At 53.9% G+C, this 23,179-nt stretch carries 29 protein-coding genes and 1 tRNA gene; 10 read left to right on the plus strand and 20 right to left on the minus strand.

Annotated elements, in window-relative coordinates; translation table 11 throughout:
• Complete coding sequence (gene ureG / locus AC2TE5_RS19555; RefSeq protein ID WP_014071813.1) at positions 1–618, plus strand: urease accessory protein UreG; 618 nt, start codon at positions 1–3, stop codon at positions 616–618.
• 72 nt (positions 619–690) lie between these two features.
• Here the strand turns inward: ureG and tsaD are convergent, their stop codons facing one another.
• Positions 691–1,704 carry a tRNA (adenosine(37)-N6)-threonylcarbamoyltransferase complex transferase subunit TsaD gene (tsaD, locus tag AC2TE5_RS19560; RefSeq protein ID WP_010435734.1) on the minus strand — a complete coding sequence of 338 codons (1,014 nt, stop codon included), beginning with the start codon at positions 1,702–1,704 and terminating at the stop codon, positions 691–693.
• Between the two features lie 236 nt (positions 1,705–1,940).
• Between tsaD and rpsU the strand changes: the two genes are divergently transcribed.
• The 3 genes from rpsU to rpoD all read left to right on the plus strand — a co-directional run bounded on the left by rpsU (position 1,941) and on the right by rpoD (position 6,018).
• Positions 1,941–2,156, plus strand: a complete 216-nt coding sequence (gene rpsU / locus AC2TE5_RS19565) for a 30S ribosomal protein S21 (protein WP_001144069.1) — start codon at positions 1,941–1,943, stop codon at positions 2,154–2,156.
• Positions 2,157–2,271: 115 nt separating this feature from the next.
• Positions 2,272–4,017, plus strand: coding sequence for a DNA primase (gene dnaG, locus AC2TE5_RS19570; protein WP_484612234.1), 1,746 nt, complete (start codon positions 2,272–2,274; stop codon positions 4,015–4,017).
• 153 nt (positions 4,018–4,170) lie between these two features.
• A complete protein-coding gene (rpoD, locus tag AC2TE5_RS19575) occupies positions 4,171–6,018 on the plus strand; it encodes an RNA polymerase sigma factor RpoD (RefSeq protein WP_023333459.1) in 1,848 nt (615 codons plus the stop codon).
• A gap of 102 nt (positions 6,019–6,120) precedes the next feature.
• Here rpoD and mug read toward each other — a convergent pair whose 3' ends face one another.
• A complete protein-coding gene (gene mug, locus AC2TE5_RS19580) occupies positions 6,121–6,627 on the minus strand; it encodes a G/U mismatch-specific DNA glycosylase (RefSeq protein ID WP_029741755.1) in 507 nt (168 codons plus the stop codon).
• Positions 6,628–6,752: 125 nt separating this feature from the next.
• Between mug and AC2TE5_RS19585 the strand changes: the two genes are divergently transcribed.
• Positions 6,753–6,828, plus strand: a tRNA-Ile gene (locus AC2TE5_RS19585).
• Between the two features lie 168 nt (positions 6,829–6,996).
• Entirely contained in the window at positions 6,997–7,320 is a 324-nt protein-coding gene (locus AC2TE5_RS19590) for a hypothetical protein (RefSeq protein ID WP_484612235.1), read from the plus strand.
• A 979-nt stretch (positions 7,321–8,299) separates the two neighbouring features.
• Here the strand turns inward: AC2TE5_RS19590 and AC2TE5_RS19595 are convergent.
• The gene (locus AC2TE5_RS19595; RefSeq protein WP_484612236.1) at positions 8,300–8,773 is read right to left on the minus strand and encodes a hypothetical protein; all 474 of its coding nucleotides are present in this window, start codon (positions 8,771–8,773) and stop codon (positions 8,300–8,302) included.
• Positions 8,751–9,053 carry a polymorphic toxin type 44 domain-containing protein gene (locus AC2TE5_RS19600; protein WP_331411214.1) on the minus strand — a complete coding sequence of 101 codons (303 nt, stop codon included), beginning with the start codon at positions 9,051–9,053 and terminating at the stop codon, positions 8,751–8,753. Before AC2TE5_RS19600 ends, AC2TE5_RS19595 begins: the two co-directional genes overlap by 23 nt.
• A 294-nt stretch (positions 9,054–9,347) precedes the next feature.
• Between AC2TE5_RS19600 and AC2TE5_RS19605 the strand changes: the two genes are divergently transcribed.
• Positions 9,348–9,839 (plus strand): Hcp family type VI secretion system effector, encoded by a 492-nt coding sequence (locus AC2TE5_RS19605; protein WP_484612237.1) that lies wholly within the window; start codon positions 9,348–9,350, stop codon positions 9,837–9,839.
• Between the two features lie 150 nt (positions 9,840–9,989).
• Here AC2TE5_RS19605 and AC2TE5_RS19610 read toward each other — a convergent pair whose 3' ends face one another.
• Positions 9,990–10,184 carry a PerC family transcriptional regulator gene (locus tag AC2TE5_RS19610; RefSeq protein ID WP_484612238.1) on the minus strand — a complete coding sequence of 65 codons (195 nt, stop codon included), beginning with the start codon at positions 10,182–10,184 and terminating at the stop codon, positions 9,990–9,992.
• 66 nt (positions 10,185–10,250) lie between these two features.
• Between AC2TE5_RS19610 and AC2TE5_RS19615 the strand changes: the two genes are divergently transcribed.
• Positions 10,251–10,502 carry a DUF2542 family protein gene (locus AC2TE5_RS19615; RefSeq protein WP_110915166.1) on the plus strand — a complete coding sequence of 84 codons (252 nt, stop codon included), beginning with the start codon at positions 10,251–10,253 and terminating at the stop codon, positions 10,500–10,502.
• Positions 10,503–10,735: 233 nt separating this feature from the next.
• Here AC2TE5_RS19615 and AC2TE5_RS19620 read toward each other — a convergent pair whose 3' ends face one another.
• The 9 genes from AC2TE5_RS19620 to AC2TE5_RS19660 all read right to left on the minus strand — a co-directional run bounded on the left by AC2TE5_RS19620 (position 10,736) and on the right by AC2TE5_RS19660 (position 17,789).
• Positions 10,736–10,936 (minus strand): ogr/Delta-like zinc finger family protein, encoded by a 201-nt coding sequence (locus AC2TE5_RS19620; RefSeq protein ID WP_182073016.1) that lies wholly within the window; start codon positions 10,934–10,936, stop codon positions 10,736–10,738.
• Positions 10,937–11,003: 67 nt separating this feature from the next.
• Positions 11,004–12,158 (minus strand): phage late control D family protein, encoded by a 1,155-nt coding sequence (locus AC2TE5_RS19625; RefSeq protein WP_484612239.1) that lies wholly within the window; start codon positions 12,156–12,158, stop codon positions 11,004–11,006.
• Positions 12,155–12,619, minus strand: a complete 465-nt coding sequence (locus AC2TE5_RS19630; protein WP_339275339.1) for a phage tail protein — start codon at positions 12,617–12,619, stop codon at positions 12,155–12,157. Before AC2TE5_RS19630 ends, AC2TE5_RS19625 begins: the two co-directional genes overlap by 4 nt.
• Before the next feature lie 11 nt (positions 12,620–12,630).
• Positions 12,631–14,910, minus strand: coding sequence for a phage tail tape measure protein (locus AC2TE5_RS19635; RefSeq protein ID WP_484612240.1), 2,280 nt, complete (start codon positions 14,908–14,910; stop codon positions 12,631–12,633).
• Complete coding sequence (locus AC2TE5_RS19640; RefSeq protein ID WP_023616176.1) at positions 14,903–15,022, minus strand: GpE family phage tail protein; 120 nt, start codon at positions 15,020–15,022, stop codon at positions 14,903–14,905. Before AC2TE5_RS19640 ends, AC2TE5_RS19635 begins: the two co-directional genes overlap by 8 nt.
• Positions 15,023–15,054: 32 nt before the next feature.
• Positions 15,055–15,363 (minus strand): phage tail assembly protein, encoded by a 309-nt coding sequence (locus AC2TE5_RS19645; RefSeq protein ID WP_029741760.1) that lies wholly within the window; start codon positions 15,361–15,363, stop codon positions 15,055–15,057.
• Positions 15,364–15,419: 56 nt separating this feature from the next.
• A complete protein-coding gene (locus AC2TE5_RS19650; protein WP_023309235.1) occupies positions 15,420–15,938 on the minus strand; it encodes a phage major tail tube protein in 519 nt (172 codons plus the stop codon).
• An 11-nt stretch (positions 15,939–15,949) separates the two neighbouring features.
• Positions 15,950–17,137 carry a phage tail sheath protein gene (locus tag AC2TE5_RS19655; RefSeq protein ID WP_193942018.1) on the minus strand — a complete coding sequence of 396 codons (1,188 nt, stop codon included), beginning with the start codon at positions 17,135–17,137 and terminating at the stop codon, positions 15,950–15,952.
• 58 nt (positions 17,138–17,195) lie between these two features.
• Positions 17,196–17,789, minus strand: coding sequence for a recombinase family protein (locus AC2TE5_RS19660; protein WP_213328934.1), 594 nt, complete (start codon positions 17,787–17,789; stop codon positions 17,196–17,198).
• 95 nt (positions 17,790–17,884) lie between these two features.
• Here AC2TE5_RS19660 and AC2TE5_RS19665 point away from each other — a divergent pair, with 95 nt between their 5' ends.
• Together AC2TE5_RS19665 and AC2TE5_RS19670 are read left to right on the plus strand one after the other, a co-directional pair.
• Positions 17,885–18,334 (plus strand): phage tail protein, encoded by a 450-nt coding sequence (locus tag AC2TE5_RS19665; protein ID WP_484613368.1) that lies wholly within the window; start codon positions 17,885–17,887, stop codon positions 18,332–18,334.
• Positions 18,334–18,933 carry a tail fiber assembly protein gene (locus tag AC2TE5_RS19670; RefSeq protein WP_484612241.1) on the plus strand — a complete coding sequence of 200 codons (600 nt, stop codon included), beginning with the start codon at positions 18,334–18,336 and terminating at the stop codon, positions 18,931–18,933. The genes AC2TE5_RS19665 and AC2TE5_RS19670 overlap by 1 nt, the downstream gene beginning before the upstream one ends.
• On the opposite strand, the gene AC2TE5_RS19675 is transcribed toward AC2TE5_RS19670, so the two are convergent.
• From AC2TE5_RS19675 to AC2TE5_RS19700, 6 genes are read right to left on the minus strand one after another with little or no spacing between them, the layout of a single operon-like run.
• Complete coding sequence (locus AC2TE5_RS19675; RefSeq protein ID WP_484612242.1) at positions 18,917–19,513, minus strand: tail fiber assembly protein; 597 nt, start codon at positions 19,511–19,513, stop codon at positions 18,917–18,919. The two genes, AC2TE5_RS19670 and AC2TE5_RS19675, sit on opposite strands and share 17 nt — an antisense overlap.
• A complete protein-coding gene (locus tag AC2TE5_RS19680; RefSeq protein WP_484612243.1) occupies positions 19,513–20,637 on the minus strand; it encodes a phage tail protein in 1,125 nt (374 codons plus the stop codon). Before AC2TE5_RS19680 ends, AC2TE5_RS19675 begins: the two co-directional genes overlap by 1 nt.
• Positions 20,634–21,242 carry a phage tail protein I gene (locus AC2TE5_RS19685; RefSeq protein WP_484612244.1) on the minus strand — a complete coding sequence of 203 codons (609 nt, stop codon included), beginning with the start codon at positions 21,240–21,242 and terminating at the stop codon, positions 20,634–20,636. Before AC2TE5_RS19685 ends, AC2TE5_RS19680 begins: the two co-directional genes overlap by 4 nt.
• A complete protein-coding gene (locus tag AC2TE5_RS19690) occupies positions 21,235–22,143 on the minus strand; it encodes a baseplate assembly protein (protein WP_484612245.1) in 909 nt (302 codons plus the stop codon). Before AC2TE5_RS19690 ends, AC2TE5_RS19685 begins: the two co-directional genes overlap by 8 nt.
• 5 nt (positions 22,144–22,148) lie before the next feature.
• Positions 22,149–22,499, minus strand: coding sequence for a GPW/gp25 family protein (locus AC2TE5_RS19695; protein WP_023309241.1), 351 nt, complete (start codon positions 22,497–22,499; stop codon positions 22,149–22,151).
• Positions 22,496–23,137, minus strand: coding sequence for a phage baseplate assembly protein V (locus AC2TE5_RS19700; RefSeq protein ID WP_484612246.1), 642 nt, complete (start codon positions 23,135–23,137; stop codon positions 22,496–22,498). The genes AC2TE5_RS19695 and AC2TE5_RS19700 overlap by 4 nt, the downstream gene beginning before the upstream one ends.
• Positions 23,138–23,179 lie beyond the last annotated feature (42 nt).

Raw genomic sequence — 23,179 nt, forward strand, 5'->3', positions numbered from 1 at the left:
ATGGCTGATTACAAACATCCCCTGCGCGTGGGCGTGGGCGGCCCGGTAGGGTCGGGCAAAACCGCGCTGCTGGAAGCTCTCTGCAAGGCGATGCGCGATACCTACCATCTTGCGGTGGTGACCAACGATATCTACACCAAAGAGGATCAGCGCATCCTGACCGAGGCGGGCGCGCTGGAGCCGGAGCGCATCGTGGGCGTGGAGACGGGCGGCTGTCCGCATACTGCCATCCGCGAAGATGCCTCAATGAACCTGGCGGCGGTGGAAGCGTTAAGCGAGAAGTTCGGTAATCTGGATCTGATCTTCGTTGAAAGCGGCGGCGATAACCTGAGCGCCACCTTCAGCCCGGAGCTGGCGGATCTGACCATTTACGTGATCGACGTGGCCGAGGGGGAAAAAATCCCGCGCAAGGGCGGGCCGGGGATCACCAAGTCCGATTTTCTGGTGATCAACAAAACCGACCTCGCGCCGTACGTCGGTGCGTCGCTTGAGGTGATGGAGCGCGACACCAACCGCATGCGCGGCGAGCGTCCGTGGACGTTTACCAACCTGAAAGCGGGTGACGGCTTAGCGACGATTATTGCGTTTCTGGAAGAGAAAGGGATGCTGCGGGTGTAGTGCGGTTTATTGCACGTTAGCACACGTGGGTGTTGTAGGCCCGGTAAGCGCAGCGCCACCGGGCAAAAAAACTCACGCCTCCGGCAGTTCCGCCAGCGGCCAGCGCGGACGCACGGACACGCTCAGGTCGGACGTCGCACCCGCATTCAGGCGCACCATTCCGGCGTAAGCAATCATCGCGCCGTTATCGGTACAGAATTCCGGACGAGCATAGAATACTTCCCCGCGACGCTTTTGCATCATCTCGGCGAGCTTCGCGCGCAGCGTGCGGTTAGCGCTCACGCCGCCCGCCATTACCAGACGCTTAAAGCCGGTCTGATCCAGCGCGCGCTTGCACTTGATCATCAGCGTATCCACCACCGCATCTTCAAACGCGCGCGCAATATCCGCGCGAGTTTGCTCGTCGTTGTCGTTATTGCGGATGGTATTAGCCGCGAAGGTTTTCAGCCCGGAGAAGCTGAAGTCCAGCCCCGGACGGTCGGTCATCGGGCGCGGGAAGACAAAGCGCCCTTCCGTTCCCTGCGACGCCATTTTCGAGAGCATCGGGCCACCCGGGTAATCCAGCCCCAGCAGCTTGGCGGTTTTGTCGAACGCTTCACCGGCGGCGTCGTCGATCGACTCGCCCAGCAGCTCGTACTTGCCAATGCCCGTTACGCTAATCAGCTGCGTATGGCCGCCGGAGACCAGCAGCGCCACAAACGGGAATTCAGGCGGATTCTCTTCCAGCATCGGTGCCAGAAGATGCCCTTCCATATGGTGAACCGGAATAGCCGGAACATCCCACGCGAACGCCAGTGAACGACCCACCGTCGCGCCAACCAGCAGCGCGCCGACCAGGCCCGGGCCTGCGGTATACGCCACTGCATCAATCTCTTTTGCCGTTAATCCCGCTTCTTTCAGCGCCGCCTGAATCAGGGGAACCGTTTTACGCACGTGGTCACGAGAGGCCAGCTCAGGCACGACGCCGCCGTAGTCAGCGTGCAATTTCACCTGACTATACAGCTGGTTGGCCAGAAGCCCTTTTTCGTCGTCGTAAATGGCGATGCCGGTTTCATCGCAGGATGTTTCAATACCCAGTACACGCATGACTTGTTTTACCTCGTTTCAATACCGCGCAGTGTAGAGCCTGGGCGGGTTGATGTAAAACTTTGTTCGCCCCAGGAAGAAGGCTCGTGTATACTCCTCACCCTTATTAAAGTCCCTTTCAAAATCGCATCGGTGCTTTACAAAGCAGCAGCATTTGCAGTAAAATTCCGCACCATTTTGAAATAAGCTGGCGTTGATGCCAGCGGCAAACCGAATTTATTAAAGGTGAGAGTTACATGCCGGTAATTAAAGTACGTGAAAACGAGCCGTTCGACGTAGCACTGCGTCGCTTCAAACGTTCATGCGAGAAAGCAGGTGTTCTGGCTGAAGTTCGTCGTCGTGAGTTTTATGAAAAACCAACGACCGAACGTAAGCGCGCTAAAGCTTCCGCTGTGAAACGTCACGCGAAGAAACTGGCTCGCGAAAACGCACGCCGTACTCGTCTGTACTAATTGGTTGAGGGCCTCAGCCCTCAATTGACAGACAGAGTAATAGTCGTAAGGCCGTGCTTCCGGAAGGAATGCGCGGCTTGTTTTCGTTTATAAGTCGCTTAAAATTTTGGGGCATATGGCCGGAAGAATCCCACGCGTTTTCATCAATGACCTGCTTGCCAGAACCGACATCGTCGATCTCATCGACGCGCGGGTAAAGCTAAAAAAGCAGGGCAAGAACTACCATGCGTGCTGTCCGTTCCATAACGAAAAAACCCCCTCCTTCACCGTAAACGGTGAAAAGCAGTTCTACCATTGCTTCGGCTGTGGCGCACACGGTAATGCCGTCGATTTTTTGATGAACTACGACAAGCTCGAGTTCGTTGAAACCGTCGAAGAGCTGGCGGCGATGCATAACCTTGAAGTGCCGTATGAAGCAGGCAGTGGGCCAAGTCAGATCGAGCGCCATCAACGGCAAACGCTGTATCAACTGATGGATGGCCTGAATTCGTTTTACCAACAGTCTCTTAAGCACTCTGCGGCTGAGCCTGCGCGTCAGTATCTGAACAAGCGCGGACTGAGCGACGATGTCATTGCGCGTTTCGCTATTGGTTACGCCCCGCCCGGCTGGGACAACGTGTTAAAGCGTTTTGGCGGCAATAGCGAAGATCGTAAGTCTCTCATCGATGCAGGCATGCTGGTCACCAATGACCAGGGACGAAGCTACGACCGCTTCCGCGAACGGGTCATGTTCCCAATTCGCGACAAGCGTGGCCGGGTAATTGGTTTTGGTGGTCGCGTGCTGGGTGATGCCCTGCCGAAATACCTCAACTCCCCGGAAACCGATATTTTCCATAAGGGCCGCCAGCTGTACGGTCTTTATGAGGCGCAGCAGAATAATGCGGAACCTCCGCGTCTTCTGGTCGTCGAAGGCTATATGGACGTCGTGGCACTGGCGCAGTACGACATCAACTACGCGGTTGCGTCGTTAGGTACGTCCACCACCGCCGATCATATTCAGCTATTGTTCAGGGCGACCAACAACGTCATCTGCTGTTACGACGGTGACCGCGCAGGACGCGACGCCGCCTGGCGTGCGCTGGAAACCGCGCTGCCGTATATGACCGACGGGCGTCAGCTACGCTTTATGTTTCTGCCCGACGGCGAAGACCCGGATACGCTGGTGCGTAAAGAGGGCAAAACGGCGTTTGAAGCGCGGATGGAGCAGGCTCAGCCGCTCTCCACGTTTTTGTTTAACAGCCTGATGCCGCAGGTCGATTTGAGTACCCCTGACGGGCGCGCGCAGCTCAGTACGCTGGCGCTGCCGTTAATCAGCCAGGTGCCCGGCGAAACGCTGCGCATCTATCTGCGTCAGGAGCTAGGCAACAAGCTCGGCATTCTGGATGACAGCCAGCTTGAACGTTTAATGCCTAAACAGGCTGAAAACGGTGCGGTTCGCCCTGCACCTCAGCTAAAACGCACAACCATGCGTATACTGATAGGGTTGCTGGTACAAAACCCCGAGCTCGCACCGCAGGTGCCGTCGCTGGCGGGTTTGAACCACGAGAAATTGCCCGGGCTTGGCTTATTTTCAGAACTGGTCAACACGTGTTTGTCTCAGCCAGGTCTGACCACCGGACAACTTTTAGAGCACTATCGCGGCACAAAAGAGGCCGCTACCCTTGAAAAATTGTCGATGTGGGACGATATAGCAGATAAGGACATTGCAGAAAAAACGTTCACCGACTCACTCAACCATATGTTTGATTCGATGCTTGAGCTGCGCCAGGAAGAGTTGATTGCTCGCGAGCGCACACACGGTTTAAGCAGCGAAGAACGCCGGGAGCTCTGGATGATTAACCAGGAACTGGCGAAGAAATAAAAAATTTAACGGCTTAAGTGCCGAATATCGATCGGGAAGCCCCCGGCAGCCGCACTGAGAGGCAGCGGCAAAAATATAAGTACGCCCTCGCTTTAAAGGTTGGCAGCCCCATCGCCGACACCAATCAAACGAATTAAGTGTGGATACCGTCTTATGGAGCAAAACCCGCAGTCACAGCTGAAACTTCTTGTCCAACGTGGTAAGGAGCAAGGCTATCTGACCTATGCCGAGGTCAATGACCATCTGCCGGAAGATATCGTCGATTCAGATCAAATCGAAGATATCATCCAAATGATCAATGACATGGGCATTCAGGTGATGGAAGAAGCACCGGATGCCGATGATCTGTTGCTGGCTGAAACCTCCAACAACACTGACGAAGATGCGGAAGAAGCTGCTGCACAGGTACTGTCCAGCGTGGAATCTGAAATCGGGCGTACCACTGACCCGGTCCGCATGTACATGCGCGAAATGGGTACCGTTGAACTGTTGACCCGCGAAGGCGAAATTGACATCGCAAAACGCATCGAAGACGGGATCAACCAGGTTCAGTGCTCCGTTGCCGAGTACCCGGAAGCGATCACCTATCTGCTGGAGCAGTACGATCGCGTTGAAGCGGAAGAAGCGCGCCTGTCTGACCTGATCACCGGTTTTGTCGACCCGAACGCTGAAGAAGATATGGCGCCTACCGCCACTCACGTCGGTTCTGAACTGTCTCAGGAAGAGATGGATGATGACGAAGACGAAGATGAGGAAGAGAGCGACGACGACACCGCGGACGATGACAACAGCATCGACCCGGAGCTGGCGCGTGAGAAGTTTGCCGAGCTGCGTACCCAGTACGAAGTGACGCGTGACACCATCAAAGCGAAAGGCCGCAGCCATGCCGCCGCTCAGGAAGAGATCCTGAAACTGTCTGAAGTCTTCAAACAGTTCCGCCTGGTGCCAAAACAGTTCGACTACCTGGTAAACAGCATGCGCGTGATGATGGATCGCGTACGCACCCAGGAACGCATCATCATGAAGCTGTGCGTTGAGCAGTGCAAAATGCCGAAGAAGAACTTCATCACCCTCTTCACCGGCAACGAAACCAGCGAAACCTGGTTCAACGCGGCTATCGCGATGAACAAGCCGTGGTCTGAAAAACTGCACGACGTGAAGGACGATGTCTATCGTGGTCTGCAGAAGCTGCAGCAGATCGAAGAAGAGACCGGACTGACCATCGAGCAGGTTAAAGACATCAACCGTCGTATGTCCATCGGTGAAGCGAAAGCCCGCCGTGCGAAGAAAGAGATGGTTGAAGCGAACTTACGTCTGGTTATCTCTATCGCCAAGAAATACACCAACCGTGGTCTGCAGTTCCTGGATCTGATTCAGGAAGGCAACATCGGTCTGATGAAAGCGGTAGATAAGTTTGAATACCGTCGTGGTTACAAGTTCTCCACCTACGCAACCTGGTGGATCCGTCAGGCTATCACCCGCTCTATCGCGGATCAGGCGCGCACCATCCGTATTCCGGTGCATATGATTGAGACCATCAACAAGCTCAACCGTATTTCCCGCCAGATGCTGCAGGAGATGGGCCGCGAGCCGACGCCAGAAGAGCTGGCCGAGCGCATGCTGATGCCGGAAGACAAGATCCGTAAAGTGCTGAAGATCGCCAAAGAGCCAATCTCCATGGAAACACCAATCGGTGATGATGAAGATTCGCATCTGGGTGATTTCATCGAGGATACCACCCTTGAGCTGCCGCTGGATTCTGCGACCACCGAGAGCCTGCGTGCTGCGACGCACGACGTTCTGGCTGGCCTGACCGCCCGTGAAGCGAAAGTCCTGCGTATGCGTTTCGGTATTGATATGAACACCGACCACACGCTGGAAGAAGTGGGTAAACAGTTCGACGTTACCCGCGAACGTATCCGTCAGATCGAAGCGAAGGCGCTGCGTAAGCTGCGTCATCCAAGCCGCTCTGAAGTGCTGCGTAGCTTCCTGGACGATTAATCCAGGTAAACAGCAAAAAGCTCCCAATCGGGAGCTTTTTTTTTGTTTATTCCCTCTCCCTGTGGGAGAGGGCCAGGGTGAGGGCATCAGGCCGCAGAGACCCTAAAGCCCCCGCACCATCAGCGCTTCATCCAACTCCCGATACGCCTCTACCAGCTTATCCAGCGTTGCTCTGTTGAGCCCGCTTGGATTTGGCAGCACCCATACCTGCGTAACGCCAATCATGATGCTCTGCTTGCCCCACTGCGTTCCGCGCTGGCTAAACGCCTGCTCGTAGGCCTGCTTGCCGAGGATCGCCAGCGCGGCCGGCTGATAATCCTCTATCTTCTTGATCAGCTCCCGCCCGCCGCTGCGCAGTTCATGCAGGTTGACCTCGCTTGCCTGCACCGTAGGCCGCTCGACCAGCATGGTGATCCCGCAGCGCGTATCCAGCAGATGCTGCTCCTCTTCGGGCTTGAGTAGCCTGTCGGTAAACCCGGCCTGGTAGATCACCTTCCAGAATCGATTCCCCGGATGGGCGAAGTGAAAACCGGTGTGCGCCGAGGACTTACCCGGGTTGATACCGCAGAACACCACCCGCAGGCCTGGGGCCAGAATATCGTTGATCATCTTTACTCCCGCTCGATACATCGTCAGGGAAGTATAAAGGATTGATTATGCGTTGTTTATAAAAACAGCAGGCAGGTGTGAATGGCTGGATTGCTGCGGGGAGTTACTTTATAATTCACCGCCACGGCCCCTTAGCTCAGTGGTTAGAGCAGGCGACTCATAATCGCTTGGTCGCTGGTTCAAGTCCAGCAGGGGCCACCAGACACCGCAAGGGCTGGCGGGGAGTCACTCACCAGCCCAAAATCCTCCAGGATATTTATAGGATATTTTGAAACGGGAACCATAGTGATACATGGTTAATTTATGACCGTTCATACACTCCTGGATCTAACCAGCTTCATGCAGTAACCACTACTGCAAGGGGTATGAATGAAACGGATTTTCATCACTGCTCCAGTTCTGCTTGCCCCCCTCAATGCCGCTTATGCTGGTTGTTACTATGCCTGTAGAAATCTAACGAATGAAAAAGCGCTGCTGATTTTCGTCCTTCTGCTTTTGTTTTTCGCAGGGATGGGGTTATGGGGATGTGTTGAGGACTTCAAAAACAAAAATTCTCACTCTCTGCTATTGAGTGCCTTGATGGTCATAATAAATTTATCTGGATTGTTCGCCTCATTCTACTTTGGCGGGGCTGTCGGGTTTCTTGGTGCACTCTTCGGAAATACTTTGCTCTTTTTCCTGACTCCGAAATGAACATTAAAACATCATCCCACCAGCACACAAAATGCCAGCAAAAGCCTTTACCCTAATTTTTTATTTTCGCGGGTGTAAAAATTCGATGAAGCGGGCCGTTCCGCAAAATGAAAGGCTCAGAGATTGCTCCTCCCCCTCCTATCCATGGATATGCAGCAAGATAAACCGATACAGAAAAGCTAAATATACACCTGTATATTTTGGTTACCTGTTACGAGTCTAATGCTGGTGGTAGCCAAGTAGCGAGGTTTCGGATAGTCAGTATGGGAACGTGTCAGGAATGGTTATAAAGCGTAAATGCCCTGTCTAGCCACAGAACGTAAAACGTAGCTTCGTGCTTGTAACCTACCATGGGTGCCTTGCTACAGAAGCGGAATGCAATAAGCTCCACGTCTTCGGTAACATGCGCGGGGATGGCCGCCTTGATTGAGTTACGGGAGATTTTTTCGTATCCGAGTTTATGCCGGTGCTGCTGGCGGATATCCGCCCATGAAAGTTGACTCAACCGGAAAAGCTTATCAGTTAATGCTGCCTTTTCTTTTTGCTCGCAGCAATCAACGCAAAAATCCTTTTGAAGGTATGCCCCAAAAACCTGATCATTTCTTAACAGCTAACAGGGTAAGGCATATCCGCGAATTATCCGGCCTTCCCCTGCCAAAAAACCCGCTAGACATACCGCCGACATGTGTTTTGAGACGATCGAAGCATCATGATGATTCCCGAAATCATTAAACCAAAAGTTGCGAATTCGCAGATCGTATGTGGGGGATTCTGGCTGTAATTTTTGCAGGGAAGTTCTTCCCTGGCAACATCAACCGGATCTCACCCACGCCCCAGCCATTGACCTGCAGGGGCAATAACCCAATTTGTGCCCGGCGGGCAATCACAATGTACTTTTGGTCCATGAACCGCTACGGGTACGCCGTGAAAACTTACACGCGGCTCATCGGGTCATTGACCCGACTGCAAGGGATTTTTACTATCGACTAAATTTCCCCTTGTCCCAGCCCTCGCCACGGGCCGTTAAGTCGATTGACGGCGCGGCCGCTATTCCCTCAGCATCATAAAAAAATGCGGACGTTGTAAAGCTGTACACGGTGCCATAAACAGTAAATGAGATATTGTTGCCTATGCCGTCAACTTTCGCGCGGGCGGTGTTCGCTGTAAGCGTTGGGGCGATATGTTGTTTTTCGAGAGCCACCAGCGGATCGCCGTCAATCTTGCTCGCTAAAAAATAGCGATACACTTCTCCCGTAGTCATGTTAGAGCCGTCATACTCAGTAATGTATAACCAGGTCCGGGGCGTGAGCTGGCGAACCTCATAAAGTTTGTCACTCACCGTTAAGCGCTGGATATGCTGAAAATAACAGTACCCCGCAATCACGATAGCCATAGCGAATGTAGCCACCCAATGCAACGCCTTAAACGCCTTAATAGTGGTGCTGCTTAACATAGTCTATACCTTGCTTTATCCAAAATTGGTCCATCGGATCATCACCAAACGGCGGGGCCCCCGTGAAATTCCCCCACTCTGGTCTTGATGTGCCGGCTTTCCACTGCGCCGCGCCGGCGGCAATAAGCAAAATCTTTGCAGGTATGCACGCTGCATAACCCACCGCGCCGTAATGAAAATTCCCGAAGTCAGCGTAAGCCCGTTTTTGTTGTTTGTAATCCCACACTCCGCCGTTTCTTACTCGCTCATAAAACCACGTATACGTAAGCGGGATGGCCATGTCCTGAACTCCGTGACGCGCCCGCGCAAGCCTGATGTGTTCGCGTAATATCTCCAGCCCGCGGGGTGGGTAAATCGGTATACATGCCATCGTTATTCCCTTTTGCCTGGCAAAACCAGCAACATAAGAGCAACGGCGAGGCGCGGTACTGCTTGAGATCAATCAATCATTTTTATTATTAATATCAATACTTAACATGCTTTAATCACTCAGACCGATAACACAATTTGTATCACCTGCGATCCGGTTTTAGCCGTTAATGAGGGTTTACCCTCATAAAACGGAGTTTTAAAAATGGCTATTCCGGCTTACATGTGGCTTAAAGACGATGGCGGCAACCTGATCAGGGGGTCTGTAGATGTTCAGGATCGTGAAAGTAGCGTAGAAATTCTCTCTTTTAGTCACGGCTTGCTTGTTCCAACCGATAGCAACACGTGCAAAATCACGGGTACACGCTTACATGCGCCGCTTATGATCGAGAAAGAATTTGATAGCTCCAGCCCGTATCTCTATAAAGCGGTAGCAACCGGCCAGACGCTTAAAAGCGTTGAAATTAAGTGGTACAGAATCAACGACGCGGGGCAAGAGGTCGAGTATTTCAACATGCTGCTTGAGAATGTGCGGGTAGTCAGCATTAACCCAGTTATGCATAACTGCAAAGAGCCAGGTTTACAGATGCATAATCATAATGAGGGCGTACAGCTGCGCTATGAGCGGATCACCTGGAAGTATTGCGATGGGAACGTCCAATATTCAGACGCGTGGAACGAGCGTGTAACAGCGTAAAAAAAAGGGGGCGGTTAATCCGCCCTATATTGTTTTTAGTGCCAATTCTTTCGCACCCATGGTCTGCCAGCACGTAGCCTCCCTCGATGGCAATACCCCGCGCGATCACCCGGTGCTGGCTCTCCGCACTTCTTATACGTTTGGGGTATTTTAATCATGCTTTATGCTGTTAAGCATTCTCTGGCAGTTATTGCGGCGTACCGCTGCCGCTGCGCGCGTTTTGTCGGTCTGGTCTGGTCTGGTCTGGTCTGGTAAATACATCACCTCAAGCCAGCGCGTTGCTGCGCGCCTCCATAGCTCCAAATTTTCGAGTTTCTCGGCTATGCTCACTTTGCATCTGACCACCTGAATGAAGCGACATTGTTCAACCCACTAACACTTTTATAAGGCGTTGCTTTTAGAAGACAAGCTATGGAATGGGATACATTATTAGTATTGATCTGTGTACTTCTTTGCGGATTGTGGATGATTTTTCATTCAGCAAAAGCTCTTAGAAGTGGGGTCTTCGTCGGCTGGTATAAAGGCACATATGAAAATTACTACATCTACCGCTCCGAAACACCTATCTATTTCTACTGGTATAACACTGTGTTTTCGCTGTTCGGCTCCTTTATGATTGGTTTAGCCCTCTACCTCTTGAATGGCGATTATCATTTTTTATAGGCATCATTGGCAGCAAAATGGCAGCAGACCTATTCACTATGCTTTCATATTTGAAATTATTCGATGCAACAACACATTTAAAATCTAACCTATTATTTTATAAGACTTTAAATTGGGACTCATAATCGCCAGGTCGCTGGTTCAAGTCCAGCAGGGGCCACCAAATTTTAGTTTTAGAATCATATGATTAAGCCACTCGATTGAGTGGCTTTTTTGAGCGGGCGATACAGCCGCTAACCGTGGTTCAGCGAAGCCGTTCGGACATGCTCAGACGCACCGGGAGTCGCAATCAGGCGCTCCACGGACTCCATCGTCACGAACGTACAGCTGCAGTCCACATTGGTGCACTGGTGATAGCGCTCTTTGGTATTTTCACTTAGATAGCGACTGGTACGCGCATGCGCAGAGTGCTTGCACTTAGGACAATGAAACATGTACCCCTCCACTTGACTCACATTTTGTGAATCAATAATACCCAAAATAAAACCAATAGCAACTACATTACTCACTATCAACAGTAAATTTTTCGTCGGTGACGTTCAGCTCAAGCTTAAGCTGCGTGGTAAATCCGCTGTTGTTGAGGGTATGCACCACCTCGCTGATGATCCACGCCTGCTCGTCAATGACGCGTTTAAAACCGTTTACCAGCACCGGCATTTCGGGGAACAGATCGGCGCGTCCCAGCGCAAGCTGGATGGAAAACTCCACGGTTCCCCGCTGAAGCGCGCGCCACTTCGCCTCTGCGGCCCTGAGCGCCTGCTCTTCAGAAGCATAAACCGTAGTGAGCTCAAATACGTTTTCCGCCGATCCCACCAGCTTCTCTTGCGGTTTCTGCTCCTTGCCTCCTGCTTCCGCTACCGGTGCGGCGGCATCCGGGTGCTGCAGTGCTTCTGCCGGCTGTCCTCCGGACTGACGATTAATACTCAATTGAGGATTTTGTTGTTTGGGGTCACGCGTTTGCAGCCATTTGGCCGTTACGCCGGAATAATTTTCACGGTCAGCTATGGAAAAAAGGTGCTTATCTCCATCCCCACGTTCAATCATCATTAAGGAAAGCGGAGTGCCGCTGGCCGTCACGGCCTGGCCCGCTTTCATAAAGATAATCTTCCCGGCTTTGATTGAAACAAATGCTCCATTACGTTCAGCAAGGCGGGAGAGGAACGCCGCGTCTGTCTCCTGAGACTGGTCAATATGAGAGATGGCGATGGATGCAAGCCGCGACGCGACGCTGGCGGTCAACTGGTTACGCTGAGCGATGGTATCGACTATCGCGCCAATCGTCGTGTCATGCCACGACTGTTCGCGCCGCACGTTTAGCTTTCCACGAAAATCCGCGCTGAATCCCCGGATGGTCAGCGTGTCCGGCGCGCCCTGGAATTGAATCGCATCAATCGTAAAGTCCCCTTTCTCCTCGAGCGGGGTTCCCTCCCATCCCAGCCATAAGGACAGCCTTGCCCCCCGGGCAGGCAAGTCCAGCAGCCCGTCCGAATCATCCAGTTGAATATTCAGCTGATCGGCTTCCAGCCCCCGTTTGTCGGTCATGGTCAGGCTGATAAGACGATGGCTGAAATTTTGCGTGATATCACGATCGTCAAGCTTAAGCATAAAATCAGGGGCGATTTTTCCACCCGCCCGGATATTCATTTCGGCGATCATCCCACCAGCCCTCCGATGCTATTGCGTGCGCTTTCCACCAGCTCTGAGGCCTGCGTTCGCAGGTCGCCAAACGTCGCCATCAGTGATTCATCCACGCGTTTTAGCGACAGGGTAAAATCAATTTTTCGTGCGGTACCATCGCTGTAAAAATCCGAATGCGTGTGCGTAACTTTCTCAATGACAAACATGCCGTGAATGATGCCGGTACCGTCTATCAACGGCCATGCCCGCCCCTCATTCGCCATCAGCTCAACCGCCTTGAGAGAAAGCCGCCCTCCCGTGAGTTCCGGGTAGAGTAAGCCGGAGAGGCTGAAGGATGTATCCCCTTCGCCAAGGTACTGCCAGGCTTTGGGTTTCCCGATGCGAGCGCTGGATGCCCAGCGGTAGTCTTTTGTGAATATCATTGACTGATACGGTAAGGTTCGTCGTTCAAAGACAAACAGACCCAGCACCATTAACATTTTCTCTCTCCTCAAACATACATAAAGCTGGATTGCCGCTGTCTCGCTTTATCACGTTCACTGTTTTCTATTTCCTCCCGGATTTGACGCGTCAGATCCGTTCCGGAGGCCGTGCCCCCCTGCAGCGTGATGTGATATTCGCTTTTACTCTGATCGACGTAAGAGCGTCCTCCAGTAGCGATGGTCGGCTGATACCCCAGGCTGCCGCCAGAGATCCCCGTGCCCGGAATATAAGCGCTGCCCGCCGGTGAGGATGCCGCTTCTGCTTTTGCCGCAGCGGCGTCGAGATCGCCCGACTCGTTTTTGATAAGACCGAGTTTCTCCAGCAGCCAGCTGGCCTTGCCGCTCAGGCTGTTAAAGAGATCAAGCGGTGCCATTAACGCATCGCCCAGCGCCTGACCAAAAATCACGCCAGCGTTTTTACAGCCATCCAGCGTTTCCTGCGTCGCCTTGATCGGCGTGATTAAGTCGGTGAACCATTGCCAGATACCGCCCAGCTTCTCCGAGATAGAGTCAAACACCGCCATCACCGGTGAGAACAGCGCACCCAGCGGTGCGAAAGCCGTCGAAAGCCCTTCCATTACCCCGCCAAAGAAGGCGCTGATGGGCTCCCAGTATTTAAAAATCAGTAAGGCACCGGCAGCAATCGCCGCGCCAAGGGCAATTACCGGCCAGCTAAGGGCACCCAGCACCGTCATGATGGCGCCGCCCACCACGCTGAATACCGTTCCCAACATCCCGGCCGCGGTAATAACCATATTGACGCCCGTCAGAACCGGGCCGACAACCGTGCCTACGCCACCCAGTACGCCAGAGAACGCCTGGGCGCCAACAACGATGCTGGCGAGGGTCTGCGTCAGCTCAGGGTTGGCATTCACCCAAAGAGAGGCCGTGCCAAGCCAGCCGGTTGCGGTTGTTATCAGGTTGCGCAGAGCGCCATCCACTTTATCAAATACATCAATCTTCAACCCGTTCCACGCGGCCTGGAATCGGTTGATATCGCCGTCAAGATTGTCGGTCTGCACGGACGCCGCAATCGCGGTACTGCCCTTTGCCCCCTGCAACTGCTGGCGTTTTTCATCAAGCGATCCATCACCCGCAGCGGAAGCCAGCGCCCCCGAGGCTTTTATGGCATCCGGAGTCTGAACATGGCGCAACATCGCGCTGAGCGCGTCCCCGGCGGCGGCGCCTTTCATCCCTTTTTCAGCCAGAACGCCAAGCAGCGCGGTGGTCTCTTCAAGCCCCATACCGGATGCACCCGCAGCGGGCGCAGCAGAGGTGACGGCCGCTACCATCTCAGCGAGGCTGGTATTCGAAGAGGTAAAACCGCGCGTAAGCACATCTGCGATGCGTCCCGCATCCGCATCGGCCAGGCTATACGCGGCCTGCGTGCTGGCGATCATATCGGCCGCGTTAGCCGCGTCGACATTCCCCGCCAGGCTGAGGTTGACCGTTGGCGCGGTGGCCGCAAGCAGCCCATCGGCGTCATAGCCTGAACGAGTCAGTTCGGTTTGTGCCCGGAGGACCGTATCTGCAGGTACACCGGTCCTGGCACTGACCTCCCGCGCCTGCTGGCGAATCGCCTCAAGCCGGGGATCCCCCTTCGCCAGACCAAGGTTTGCCTGAATGGCCGACATCTGCTTTTCAAAGCTGATGCCTGGCGCCATAAACCGGGACGTCTGGTCAAAGCCCGCTTTTGCTATGCCCACACCCGTATTCGCAAGCTGACGCACCCGCGCGGTAACGCGTTTGCCTGACTCGTAGCGATTCTGAACGGTACTCAGCCGCTCCTGCTGCTGATTGACGCGGGCCAGCGCATCACGCTGTCGGTTAAGCTGCTGCGTTTTTTCGCTGATGTGAGTTCGTAAACGACGCTCATCAGACGAGAGCGTGCGCGTGTTGACTCCCGCCTGAGCGAGTTCAGCGCGCTGACGCTGTACCGAGTAGCGTAAGCTGTTGTACTCAAGCTTAAGGTCGGCCGCCGATTTTCGGGCTGCAGTCAGCGCATCAGCCTGTGCCTGGGTGGGGTTTTGCGTGTTTTTAAGCTGCACCGCCAGCGCCGCTGCCTGCTGTTTCGCCTGAGCAAGCGACTGCTCCGTCACGGTGAGCTGGGCGTTTGCTTTCCTGAAGCCGTTAATACGCCCCGCCTGCTCATCGAGTGCCCCCAGCGCCGTCTGCGCCTCGCGGATATCGCTCGCGAGAGTGAGGCTGGCGTTCTGGAGAGCGTTAAGCGGTCGGGTTGCCCGGTCGACTGCCTTAAGCAGCTCCTGAAGACTGACATTATTACTCATGATGGTTTCCGCTTCGCTGCAGCGCTTTTTCGCGCCATAAGAGGAGTTCGGTCACGCTAAGGGAGTACAGTTCTGACGGCGGCCAGTGAAAGATCACCGCGATATCCGCCATCAGATCGTCGACCGACACATTTTTGGGAAATTTCAGCGAGCCGAAGCCGGTGACAAAAAACCGATCACCTTACCTGCAAAAGAGAGCAGATCGCAGGCATCCAGGCGCGCAACCTCATGCTCGGTCAGCGCCGGCGAGGTCATTCGCGGCAGCACCTTAATCAGCGCATCGACGTCAGATTGCGCCAGCGACGCCAGCGATACCCCGCGCAGGGTCCCCGCATTGGGTTTAGAAACCGTTACCTTTTCAATTTTTTGCTCACCGCGCTGAACGGGGCTATCAAGCGTGACGATATGTGGGTTTTCACTTTCGTTCATGGCGGTCTCGTTGATATTTTCCATTTCGTTACTCTTCAGAAAGTTAACTCACCGGCCGGTAATCCCAGCCGGTTAAAGGGTTACAGGCCGATGGCCTTACGGTGTTCTGCCAGGCGATCGACGCCATCGACTTTGAGCACCATGTTGATGATGTCGATTTCGATGATCTCTTTGCCATCAATGGTCAGCTGGTAGTAAGCGCACTCGGTGGACATCTTGGTGGTGCCGCTCTCGCCCTGCTTGTTTTCACCGCCATCAAACTCTTTATGGCGGCCGCGCATGACGATTTCGACGGCGGAGATTTCGCCGGTATCATCGCGCTGATAAGAGCCGGTAAAGCGCAGCGGCACGCTGTCCGCGCCCGGAGAGGCGTACTGCGCCCACAGCGCGGCGTCCGGCAGACCGCCAACGGTCCACTCCAGCGCCAGGGCGTCATCGTCCAGGCCGAGGTCGACAGAGACCGAGCCCGGCATACCGCCGCCGCGATACTTCTCCAGCTTGCGGGTAAGCTTCGGTAGGGTCACAGACTCAACAACGCCCATATAGCTCAGGCCATCGTTGAACATATTCAGGTATTTAAGTTTGCGTGGTAACGCCATGCTTCAGCTCCTTAGCTGTTAACCGAATCTGACAGGTCTGCCAGATAGGTATCGGTGATGCGCTGGCGCAGGGTCAGATTTTCCAGCGGCGGGACAGGGGTGTAGTCGTAATCGATATACAGTTTCCCCGCTTTCAGGGTTGATGCATCGTTCGACTCAGGGTCATACCAGCAGGAGCCGTCGACGATATAGCCGTTGGTTTTCAGCTCGCGGAACTTGGCGTTAATACCGGAGACGATGTCGCGGATAAGCGTTGGCGTGATGGGTTTATCCATCGCCCACGCGTGCGCTTCCGCCATGGTATCGGCCAGCACCTGTGCGGTACGGGTGTAGTTTTCAAAGACGAATAACGGATCGTCTGAGCAGGTACGGTTACCCCAGAATTTGAAGCCGTCGTTGCGAATCAACGTGGTAACGCCAGCCTGGTTGAGCAGGTTCGCATCGGTGGCCTGTTCCTGCAGATCCCAGGAGACAGAGGCGCTTACGCCAGTAACGCCGTTGACGCCAACGTTTGACAGGGTTTTATGCCAGCCGATTGTCTGGTCGATTTTGGCGCGCAGGCCAAGCGCGCGGGCGGTAGCCCAGGCCGTCGTCGTTGCGTTCGTGGTGGTATCCCATGCCAGAAAATCAGGATGGATAACCATCAGCTCGCGCTGGCTGAAGTTTTTGCGGTAGTCGATCGCTTCAGAGATGGTTTTACAGCCCCACGCGCTGACATAGCCGAACGCGCGCAGGCTCTGGCACATGGCGGCCAGCGCGGTCGCCACTTCCTGAGAGTCCAGCCCCGGCACCCCGAGAATACGCGGCTTAACGCCGGTCACCGTTTTCGCGGTCAAAAGCGCCTTCAGGCCGGTATATTTACCGTTTTCATCGGTGGTACCGATGATGTTGGAAACGGTTTGCTTGCGCGCCTCTTCCGGGGTTTCTGCGGTGCCTTCGGCCACGCGAACAACAACGACAACCGGTTTGCACTGGTCGGCGATCGCCTGCAGAGAAGCGGACAGCGTCCCCGCCTTGCCGGCTTTCGCAATCGCGTTTTGCACGTTAGTAATGAGCACGGGCTCATTTAAAGGAAATGTCTTGTCGTCAGCATCGCTGGCCGTACAGACCATGCCGATGATTGCCGTCGAGACGGTGGAAATGGTGCGGGTGCCATCGTTGATTTCGATAACTTCCACGCCGTGGTGAAAATCACTCATCCGTTTAACTCCTTGGTTAGTTGGTGAGTGATATTGTCGCGGCTGGGCTTGCTATGAGCTAACCATCCCTGTCCAGCGGCCGCTGGCACAACGATTGTCCGATCGCCGTGGCGGGGAATTTTTTATAAAGCGTGGAAATACCCACATCAAAAATTAACGCAACGCGCTGTCGGGATTCCCCGGAAGCAATCAGCCTGCCAGCCTGAGCCCATTCCTCCTGCGTCAATTTAGGGCGTCTGCCACCAATTCGTCCCTGCTCCCGCGCTGCGGCCAGCCCGGCGCACGTCCTCTCGACAATGAGTTCACGCTCCATTTCAGCAAGCGCCCCCATAATATGGAAGAAGAAACGCCCCATTGGCGTTGATGTATCAATGCTATCAGTCAAACTGCGAAAATTAATGCTTCGCTGGCGTAGTTCCTCGGTCATTGAAACAAGGTGGCGCATACTGCGCCCGAGACGATCGAGTTTCCATACAACGAGAGTGTCGCCCGCATTAAGTTGTCTGAGGGCACGATTGAGTCCCGGTCTGTTTGTCGATTTACCGCTGATTTTATCTTCAAAAATTAGCTCACATCCTGAACGCTTCAGCGCGTCACGCTGTAAGGCGGTGTTTTGTTCATTTGTTGACACGCGTATGTATCCAATAAACATGGTATTTCTCTCCGTCAAAACCGGAAATCATGCCAGTTAATTGATAAACACGCATTTTCGAAAACCTTGGTTTGGGAGAAGGGTCAGCTTTGCCGGTGGGCGTTCCCGTTCCGTGGCCGTCAGCGACACCACCGACGGGATGGCTCAAATGTAACGGAGCGGTGTTCGCGGCCTCTCAGTATCCCAAGCTGGCACTGGCTTATCCTGCGCTCAGATTACCTGATTTACGCGGTGAGTTTATACGCGGCTGGGATGACGGGCGTGGCGTGGATGCCGGGCGTAGCCTGCTGTCTGCTCAGTCGGACGCGATTCGAAACATCACTGGTAAGTTCGGTAATGCCCAGCTGTTCCCAAGCATTTATCGCGATGGAGCATTTGGAGGAACTATAGAAAATATTTCTCAAACAAATGGTTTAACAATGTCAGCTCCTGGTCAGGGAAACGGAGTGGTTAACTTTAGCTTTGACGCCTCTAAAGTTGTCCCTATCGCCTCTGAAAATCGTCCACGCAGCATTGCATTCAATTACATTGTGAGGGCTGCATAATGGTTAAAGCAGAATTAAATAAAGAACTTATTGCCACAGTCGCCGGTGATATCACCGTTTTTAACTACAACGGTGAGTCCCGTGAATTTCAGTCCTCATCCGTTGAATACCTCGCCGTGGGGGTCGGTATTCCTGCAAATTCCTGCATTGATGCTCCGGGAAAGGGTAAAGCCGGCTTTGCCATTTGCCGTACAGCAGACCTTTCATCATGGGAATATATCACCGACCACAGAGGCCAAACCGTTTTTAGCACAGAGACGATGCAACAAGTTGAAGTGACGGAACTAGGGGGTTATCCCACAGGGACAACGCCAAATGTACCTACATCACCATATGATAAATGGGACGGAGATAAATGGGTGACTGATTCTGCCGCAAAACATCAAGGTGATATTGCTGATGCAGAACAACACCGTCAAGCACTCCTCGTTAATGCTGATGACCTAACCTCCGACTGGCGGGTAGAGCTGATGCTAGGCGATATCAGTGAAGAAAATAAAAAGAAACTGTCATCGTGGATGTCATATAAAGCTGCGGTTAAAGCCGTCGAGGTGTCGACGGCTCCCGATGTTAGTTGGCCTGTTAAACCGGAGGTGTAGGCCATTTGATATTTGGTGCAGCGTCAGGAAAGACAGCTTGCAATTCCTTTATGTAGGTCAGCCAGAGCATCAGGCTGGCCTTATCGTTATCACTGATAATGCCTAACTGCAGCTCCGTCTGCCATAGGCTGATCGTTGCCTGCGCTTTAACTAATAAAGCTGATTTTTGCTTTTCTGCAGCTTCCACGTCTGCGGTATGTAGCTTGTCGGTATCCGTAACCCACTCACTGCCGTTCCACGTATCGTATGGCGTAGCAGGAGCCAGCGTCGTGGTCTCTTCTGGGTAATCCCCTGGTAAAGATACAACAAGTGCTTCACCAGTTTTGGTGCCGTAGATTGTTTCACCTCGATGGTCGGTAACATATTCCCACGCCGTAAAGTCTGCTGTACGACAAATGGCAAAACCATCCTTTTGCTCTCCTGGCCCATCAGTACAGGATAAGGCTGGAATACCGACTCCCACGGCGAGATACTCAACGGATGAGGACCGGTACTCGTACGACTCACCGTTAAAGTTATAGACGATAATATCCCCAGCCACAGTGGCGATAAATTCACTATTTAGCTCAGCTTTAGCCATTATGCGGCCCTCACGATGTAGTTAAATGCGACGTTCCGTGGTCTTGCCACACCACCCACTGCGGATTGACCACTAACTGTTGTGCTTAATTGTGCGGTTGAGTACGGGATAGTGCCATTTGATGACAGCCGGTTAACAGCAAAAGGCTTTTGATAATTAGCCATTGAATCCATGCCCACACCATCTATTAATGGTTTGTAGTCAGGAGGTGCATATACATGCATGGTGTTCATCACATCATCTTCTGTACTACCGGAAATAGATACAGCCATCAAACTACCCATCTGAAGCGATAGCAGGCCGCGCCCTGCATCAATACCACGCCCGTCATCCCAGCCGCGTATAAACTCACCGCGCAGGTCCGGAAGTTTTAGCGCCGGATAGGCAAGTGCCAGATTCGGATATTGCGCAGCCGTAAATGCCGCTCCGTTACATTTGAGCCATCCCGTCGGTGGTGTCGCTGACGGCCACGGAACGGGGACGCCAACCGGCAGAGCTGACCCTTCTCCCAAACCAAGGTTTTTGAGAACCTCAGCACTCAACCCTGCATCGGCAATTTCTTTTAACGCATTGGCGATTAAAGGGTACTGTTTATGCGGATTAGCAGCAGCAATATGCTTCTTAATCTGATCATCAGCGTAGCCCTTTACCTCAATAACTTTATCGTCAACATACTGGCGCGTTGCCAGCACAACGGATGGATCAATTTTCAGGGAAATTGACGCTGTGCTCGACACAATCAGAATCATGCGGATGGTCTGCGTGCGGCCGCTGCCTTCCTGCAGCTGAGGCTTGTATGTCTCCGGGCAATTGGCCACGGCGATCAGAATGCCGTCGTCGTCATAGAGACCGATCTCTCGGATCCAGAAACCGCCCTCATTCTCGGGAATAATCTGTTCAGCGATGATCTGGCTGGTATTGTTTGGGTCAACAGCGAGCAGGTTCAGCGGCGCTATGCGTTTTTGGTTGACGAGCTTCGTCTGCGCCGGATCGGGAGTAGGCAACGTTCCGTTAGCGTCTCCTACCGCCATTTGCGTCAGGTTGAGCTGCGTACCAAGTGCCGTCGCGTTAGCTAGCCGCGCCGCGCCCTGATTCGTCAGTATGGCAAAGTATTTTGCGGTCATGCGTTCACTCTCAGGTTATCAATCAAATGGATGGCCGAGGCCGGGTAATAATCACCACCGACAATAAGTTCCTCTGTGGTGTAGGGGTAAACGGCCAGCGCATCGCCGTGATAGCATCCTGCGCCGACATAAAACTCTCCCGTTGAGCTCAAGCTGATAGCCAGCCCGGTCATGTGTCTACTTGCCGGTTTGGCATCCTCAATTAGGCGCTCAAGCTCCTGATACATTTCGTCAGTGATGCCGTTATCAAGCACACCGACAACCAGACGGAATGTGCCTGGCTCCTCACCGAGCTGCCACCACTCCCGCACCTCAATCAAAAAGCCAAGCGGTTCCACCACACGACGCAATGCGCTGATGGTTCCTTTATGCTGATGGACGAAAAACGAGGACATAATGACGCTGCGTTTCGTGCTCTCCGGCCACGCCTCATCCCAACGATCTACCGACAGCGCCCATGCCAGGTAGGGAAGCAAATTTACCGGGCACGCGCTGGGGTTCCATAACGTGCGTAGCGAGACCGGCACACGCTCAATATTCGAGAGCGCAGTAGCAGCGGCGATTTCCAGCGGTGAGGATCCAACGGGTAATAGCCTTTCACTCATCCGAACCCCCGATAGCTATCTGATACGAGGTACAGTTCGATGCCTGCGACTTACTCAGTACAATGTCAGAGTGGGGAGATTCCAGTTCAACGCGCTGCACGCCTTCAACGTGAAGTGCTGCATAAATGGCCGACAGACGGATATCGCGTCCAAGTCGATGCTGTGCGCTTATATAATTTTGCAGCTTCTGCTCTGCAGCTTGCCTGATGGGTTCAGACTCTGGTCCGGGATAAACGTAGAGCGTTGCGTTTATCTTGTAAGGCACAATTTCTGCTGACTGAACAGTCACACGATCGCCGACCGGGCGGACGGTTTCAGCGTTAAGCGCTTTTTCAACAACCGCCAGTAGTTCAGGACGAGCGGTGCCATCACCCTCACGGGATAACACCGAAATCGTCACATATGCAGGCTGAGGGCTTTCAACCGAAACGTCAGCGACCCGTCCGTCGGCACTTCGACCATGATATTCATAGGCTCCAACCGGCCCCGCGACGCTCAGTCCCTCAAATGCCTGCTGCGCGCGCAGTCGCAGGTCAGCGTCAGACTCCATGAAGGCAGCCGTTGGCGGAATGGTAGTGTCATCTCCTGGGGTGATGGTCAGGCGTTCGGTATTATTGTTTCCCGCAATAACATCAAGGTCGTGACCGGCAGAATAGGCAAGCGTCACAGCCAGCGCAGCCTCATTAACCCGCAGGCGCCAGATAACTTCCCGGTAGGCGTTCTCCTGCAGGAGCTTCACAATCGGCTCGGATTCCAGGGTCAGCGTCCGTGCAATCGCCTCTCGCTCCTCTTCCGGATAGAGGGAGACAAAGGTGGCCTTTCGTTCTGCCAACAGCGTTTCATAATCCACCTCCTCCACGACATCAGGCGCGGCGAGCTGGCTCAGATCAACAATAGCCATAGCGTTTAACTCAGTGAAATGGTGATAGAAAAGGATTGTCCGGAGGTCGGGCGCGTGCCGGTGATATCGACATACAACGTCCCGTCGTTCTCCGAACGCTCGAAAGTGATGGCCGTCAGGCTTATCCGCGGCTCCCATTTCTGGATGGCGGAATAGCATGCGGCCATGATTTGCAGACGCAGCGCCGGACTCTGCGGCCTGTCGATCATCGCCGCCAGCAGCGAGCCGTAATCCCGGCGCATGACCCGTGAGCCGATCGGCGTAACCAGAATGTCGCGCACGCTTTGCCGGATGTGTTCAGCCTCTGAAATGCTCAGCCCGGTCTGCCTGTTCATCCCCCTGTAACGCACCGTCATTGTGTCCCCTTAGTCCAGCTTCCGCCGCTTTGCACACTGCCGTGCGCGTGGTTGTCCACCTGCACCCCGTTGGAGGTGAATTTACCGCCGGAATGCTCAATATTTCCGGCCATCACGCCGCCCTTCTGCACTTCAAGAGAGGCAGTAATTAACCTGTTGGTACACACCACTTCAGGCGTATCCAGCGTGATGCGCGATGTTGACGTCACCCGCACCTCCGGCACGGTGGCGGTCAGCGATTCAGAGGCGGTAATATCGGCCGTTTTAATCCCTGCAACCGTCAGCGCCCCGCGCCCGGGTTCGTACTCGATGACCGCGCCGTCCGGAAACGAGACGTGGAACGCGTCAGCCGATCCGGACGGCGCCGGATGGTCGTCAGAGAAAATGCCGGGCAGCACAAAGGCGGTATCAAGCTCGCCGCCGATGGCCAGCAGCAGCACCTGCTCTCCCTCGGAAGGAGCCCACCAGACGCGCGAACGTCCCGCACGACAGGTTAGCCAGTTCAGCCAGGTGGTTTTCATCCCGCCGGTCTGGACACGACAAAGCCCTCTGTTAAGGTCAACGTCGGTCACAACACCGATACGAATCAGATTGCGGATCGCGCGAGCGATACCGTTCATGGAAGTTAATGTATTCATGAGAAGAGAATGCCGTTCAGGAAGAACGGCAGCAACGAGACG

The organism is Enterobacter sp. N5-15, assembly GCF_057221635.1.

Bases quoted from the DNA above. Each gene is read 5' to 3' on its own strand.
- ureG (WP_014071813.1), top strand. From the start codon at position 1: ATGGCTGATTACAAACATCCCCTGCGCGTGGGCGTGGGCGGCCCGGTA.
- tsaD (WP_010435734.1), bottom strand. From the start codon at position 1,704: ATGCGTGTACTGGGTATTGAAACATCCTGCGATGAAACCGGCATCGCC.
- rpsU (WP_001144069.1), top strand. From the start codon at position 1,941: ATGCCGGTAATTAAAGTACGTGAAAACGAGCCGTTCGACGTAGCACTG.
- dnaG (WP_484612234.1), top strand. From the start codon at position 2,272: ATGGCCGGAAGAATCCCACGCGTTTTCATCAATGACCTGCTTGCCAGA.
- rpoD (WP_023333459.1), top strand. From the start codon at position 4,171: ATGGAGCAAAACCCGCAGTCACAGCTGAAACTTCTTGTCCAACGTGGT.
- mug (WP_029741755.1), bottom strand. From the start codon at position 6,627: ATGATCAACGATATTCTGGCCCCAGGCCTGCGGGTGGTGTTCTGCGGT.
- AC2TE5_RS19590 (WP_484612235.1), top strand. From the start codon at position 6,997: ATGAAACGGATTTTCATCACTGCTCCAGTTCTGCTTGCCCCCCTCAAT.
- AC2TE5_RS19595 (WP_484612236.1), bottom strand. From the start codon at position 8,773: ATGTTAAGCAGCACCACTATTAAGGCGTTTAAGGCGTTGCATTGGGTG.
- AC2TE5_RS19600 (WP_331411214.1), bottom strand. From the start codon at position 9,053: ATGGCCATCCCGCTTACGTATACGTGGTTTTATGAGCGAGTAAGAAAC.
- AC2TE5_RS19605 (WP_484612237.1), top strand. From the start codon at position 9,348: ATGGCTATTCCGGCTTACATGTGGCTTAAAGACGATGGCGGCAACCTG.
- AC2TE5_RS19615 (WP_110915166.1), top strand. From the start codon at position 10,251: ATGGAATGGGATACATTATTAGTATTGATCTGTGTACTTCTTTGCGGA.
- AC2TE5_RS19620 (WP_182073016.1), bottom strand. From the start codon at position 10,936: ATGTTTCATTGTCCTAAGTGCAAGCACTCTGCGCATGCGCGTACCAGT.
- AC2TE5_RS19625 (WP_484612239.1), bottom strand. From the start codon at position 12,158: ATGATCGCCGAAATGAATATCCGGGCGGGTGGAAAAATCGCCCCTGAT.
- AC2TE5_RS19630 (WP_339275339.1), bottom strand. From the start codon at position 12,619: ATGTTAATGGTGCTGGGTCTGTTTGTCTTTGAACGACGAACCTTACCG.
- AC2TE5_RS19635 (WP_484612240.1), bottom strand. From the start codon at position 14,910: ATGAGTAATAATGTCAGTCTTCAGGAGCTGCTTAAGGCAGTCGACCGG.
- AC2TE5_RS19640 (WP_023616176.1), bottom strand. From the start codon at position 15,022: ATGGCGGATATCGCGGTGATCTTTCACTGGCCGCCGTCAGAACTGTAC.
- AC2TE5_RS19645 (WP_029741760.1), bottom strand. From the start codon at position 15,363: ATGGAAAATATCAACGAGACCGCCATGAACGAAAGTGAAAACCCACAT.
- AC2TE5_RS19650 (WP_023309235.1), bottom strand. From the start codon at position 15,938: ATGGCGTTACCACGCAAACTTAAATACCTGAATATGTTCAACGATGGC.
- AC2TE5_RS19655 (WP_193942018.1), bottom strand. From the start codon at position 17,137: ATGAGTGATTTTCACCACGGCGTGGAAGTTATCGAAATCAACGATGGC.
- AC2TE5_RS19660 (WP_213328934.1), bottom strand. From the start codon at position 17,789: ATGTTTATTGGATACATACGCGTGTCAACAAATGAACAAAACACCGCC.
- AC2TE5_RS19670 (WP_484612241.1), top strand. From the start codon at position 18,334: ATGGTTAAAGCAGAATTAAATAAAGAACTTATTGCCACAGTCGCCGGT.
- AC2TE5_RS19675 (WP_484612242.1), bottom strand. From the start codon at position 19,513: ATGGCTAAAGCTGAGCTAAATAGTGAATTTATCGCCACTGTGGCTGGG.
- AC2TE5_RS19680 (WP_484612243.1), bottom strand. From the start codon at position 20,637: ATGACCGCAAAATACTTTGCCATACTGACGAATCAGGGCGCGGCGCGG.
- AC2TE5_RS19685 (WP_484612244.1), bottom strand. From the start codon at position 21,242: ATGAGTGAAAGGCTATTACCCGTTGGATCCTCACCGCTGGAAATCGCC.
- AC2TE5_RS19690 (WP_484612245.1), bottom strand. From the start codon at position 22,143: ATGGCTATTGTTGATCTGAGCCAGCTCGCCGCGCCTGATGTCGTGGAG.
- AC2TE5_RS19695 (WP_023309241.1), bottom strand. From the start codon at position 22,499: ATGACGGTGCGTTACAGGGGGATGAACAGGCAGACCGGGCTGAGCATT.
- AC2TE5_RS19700 (WP_484612246.1), bottom strand. From the start codon at position 23,137: ATGAATACATTAACTTCCATGAACGGTATCGCTCGCGCGATCCGCAAT.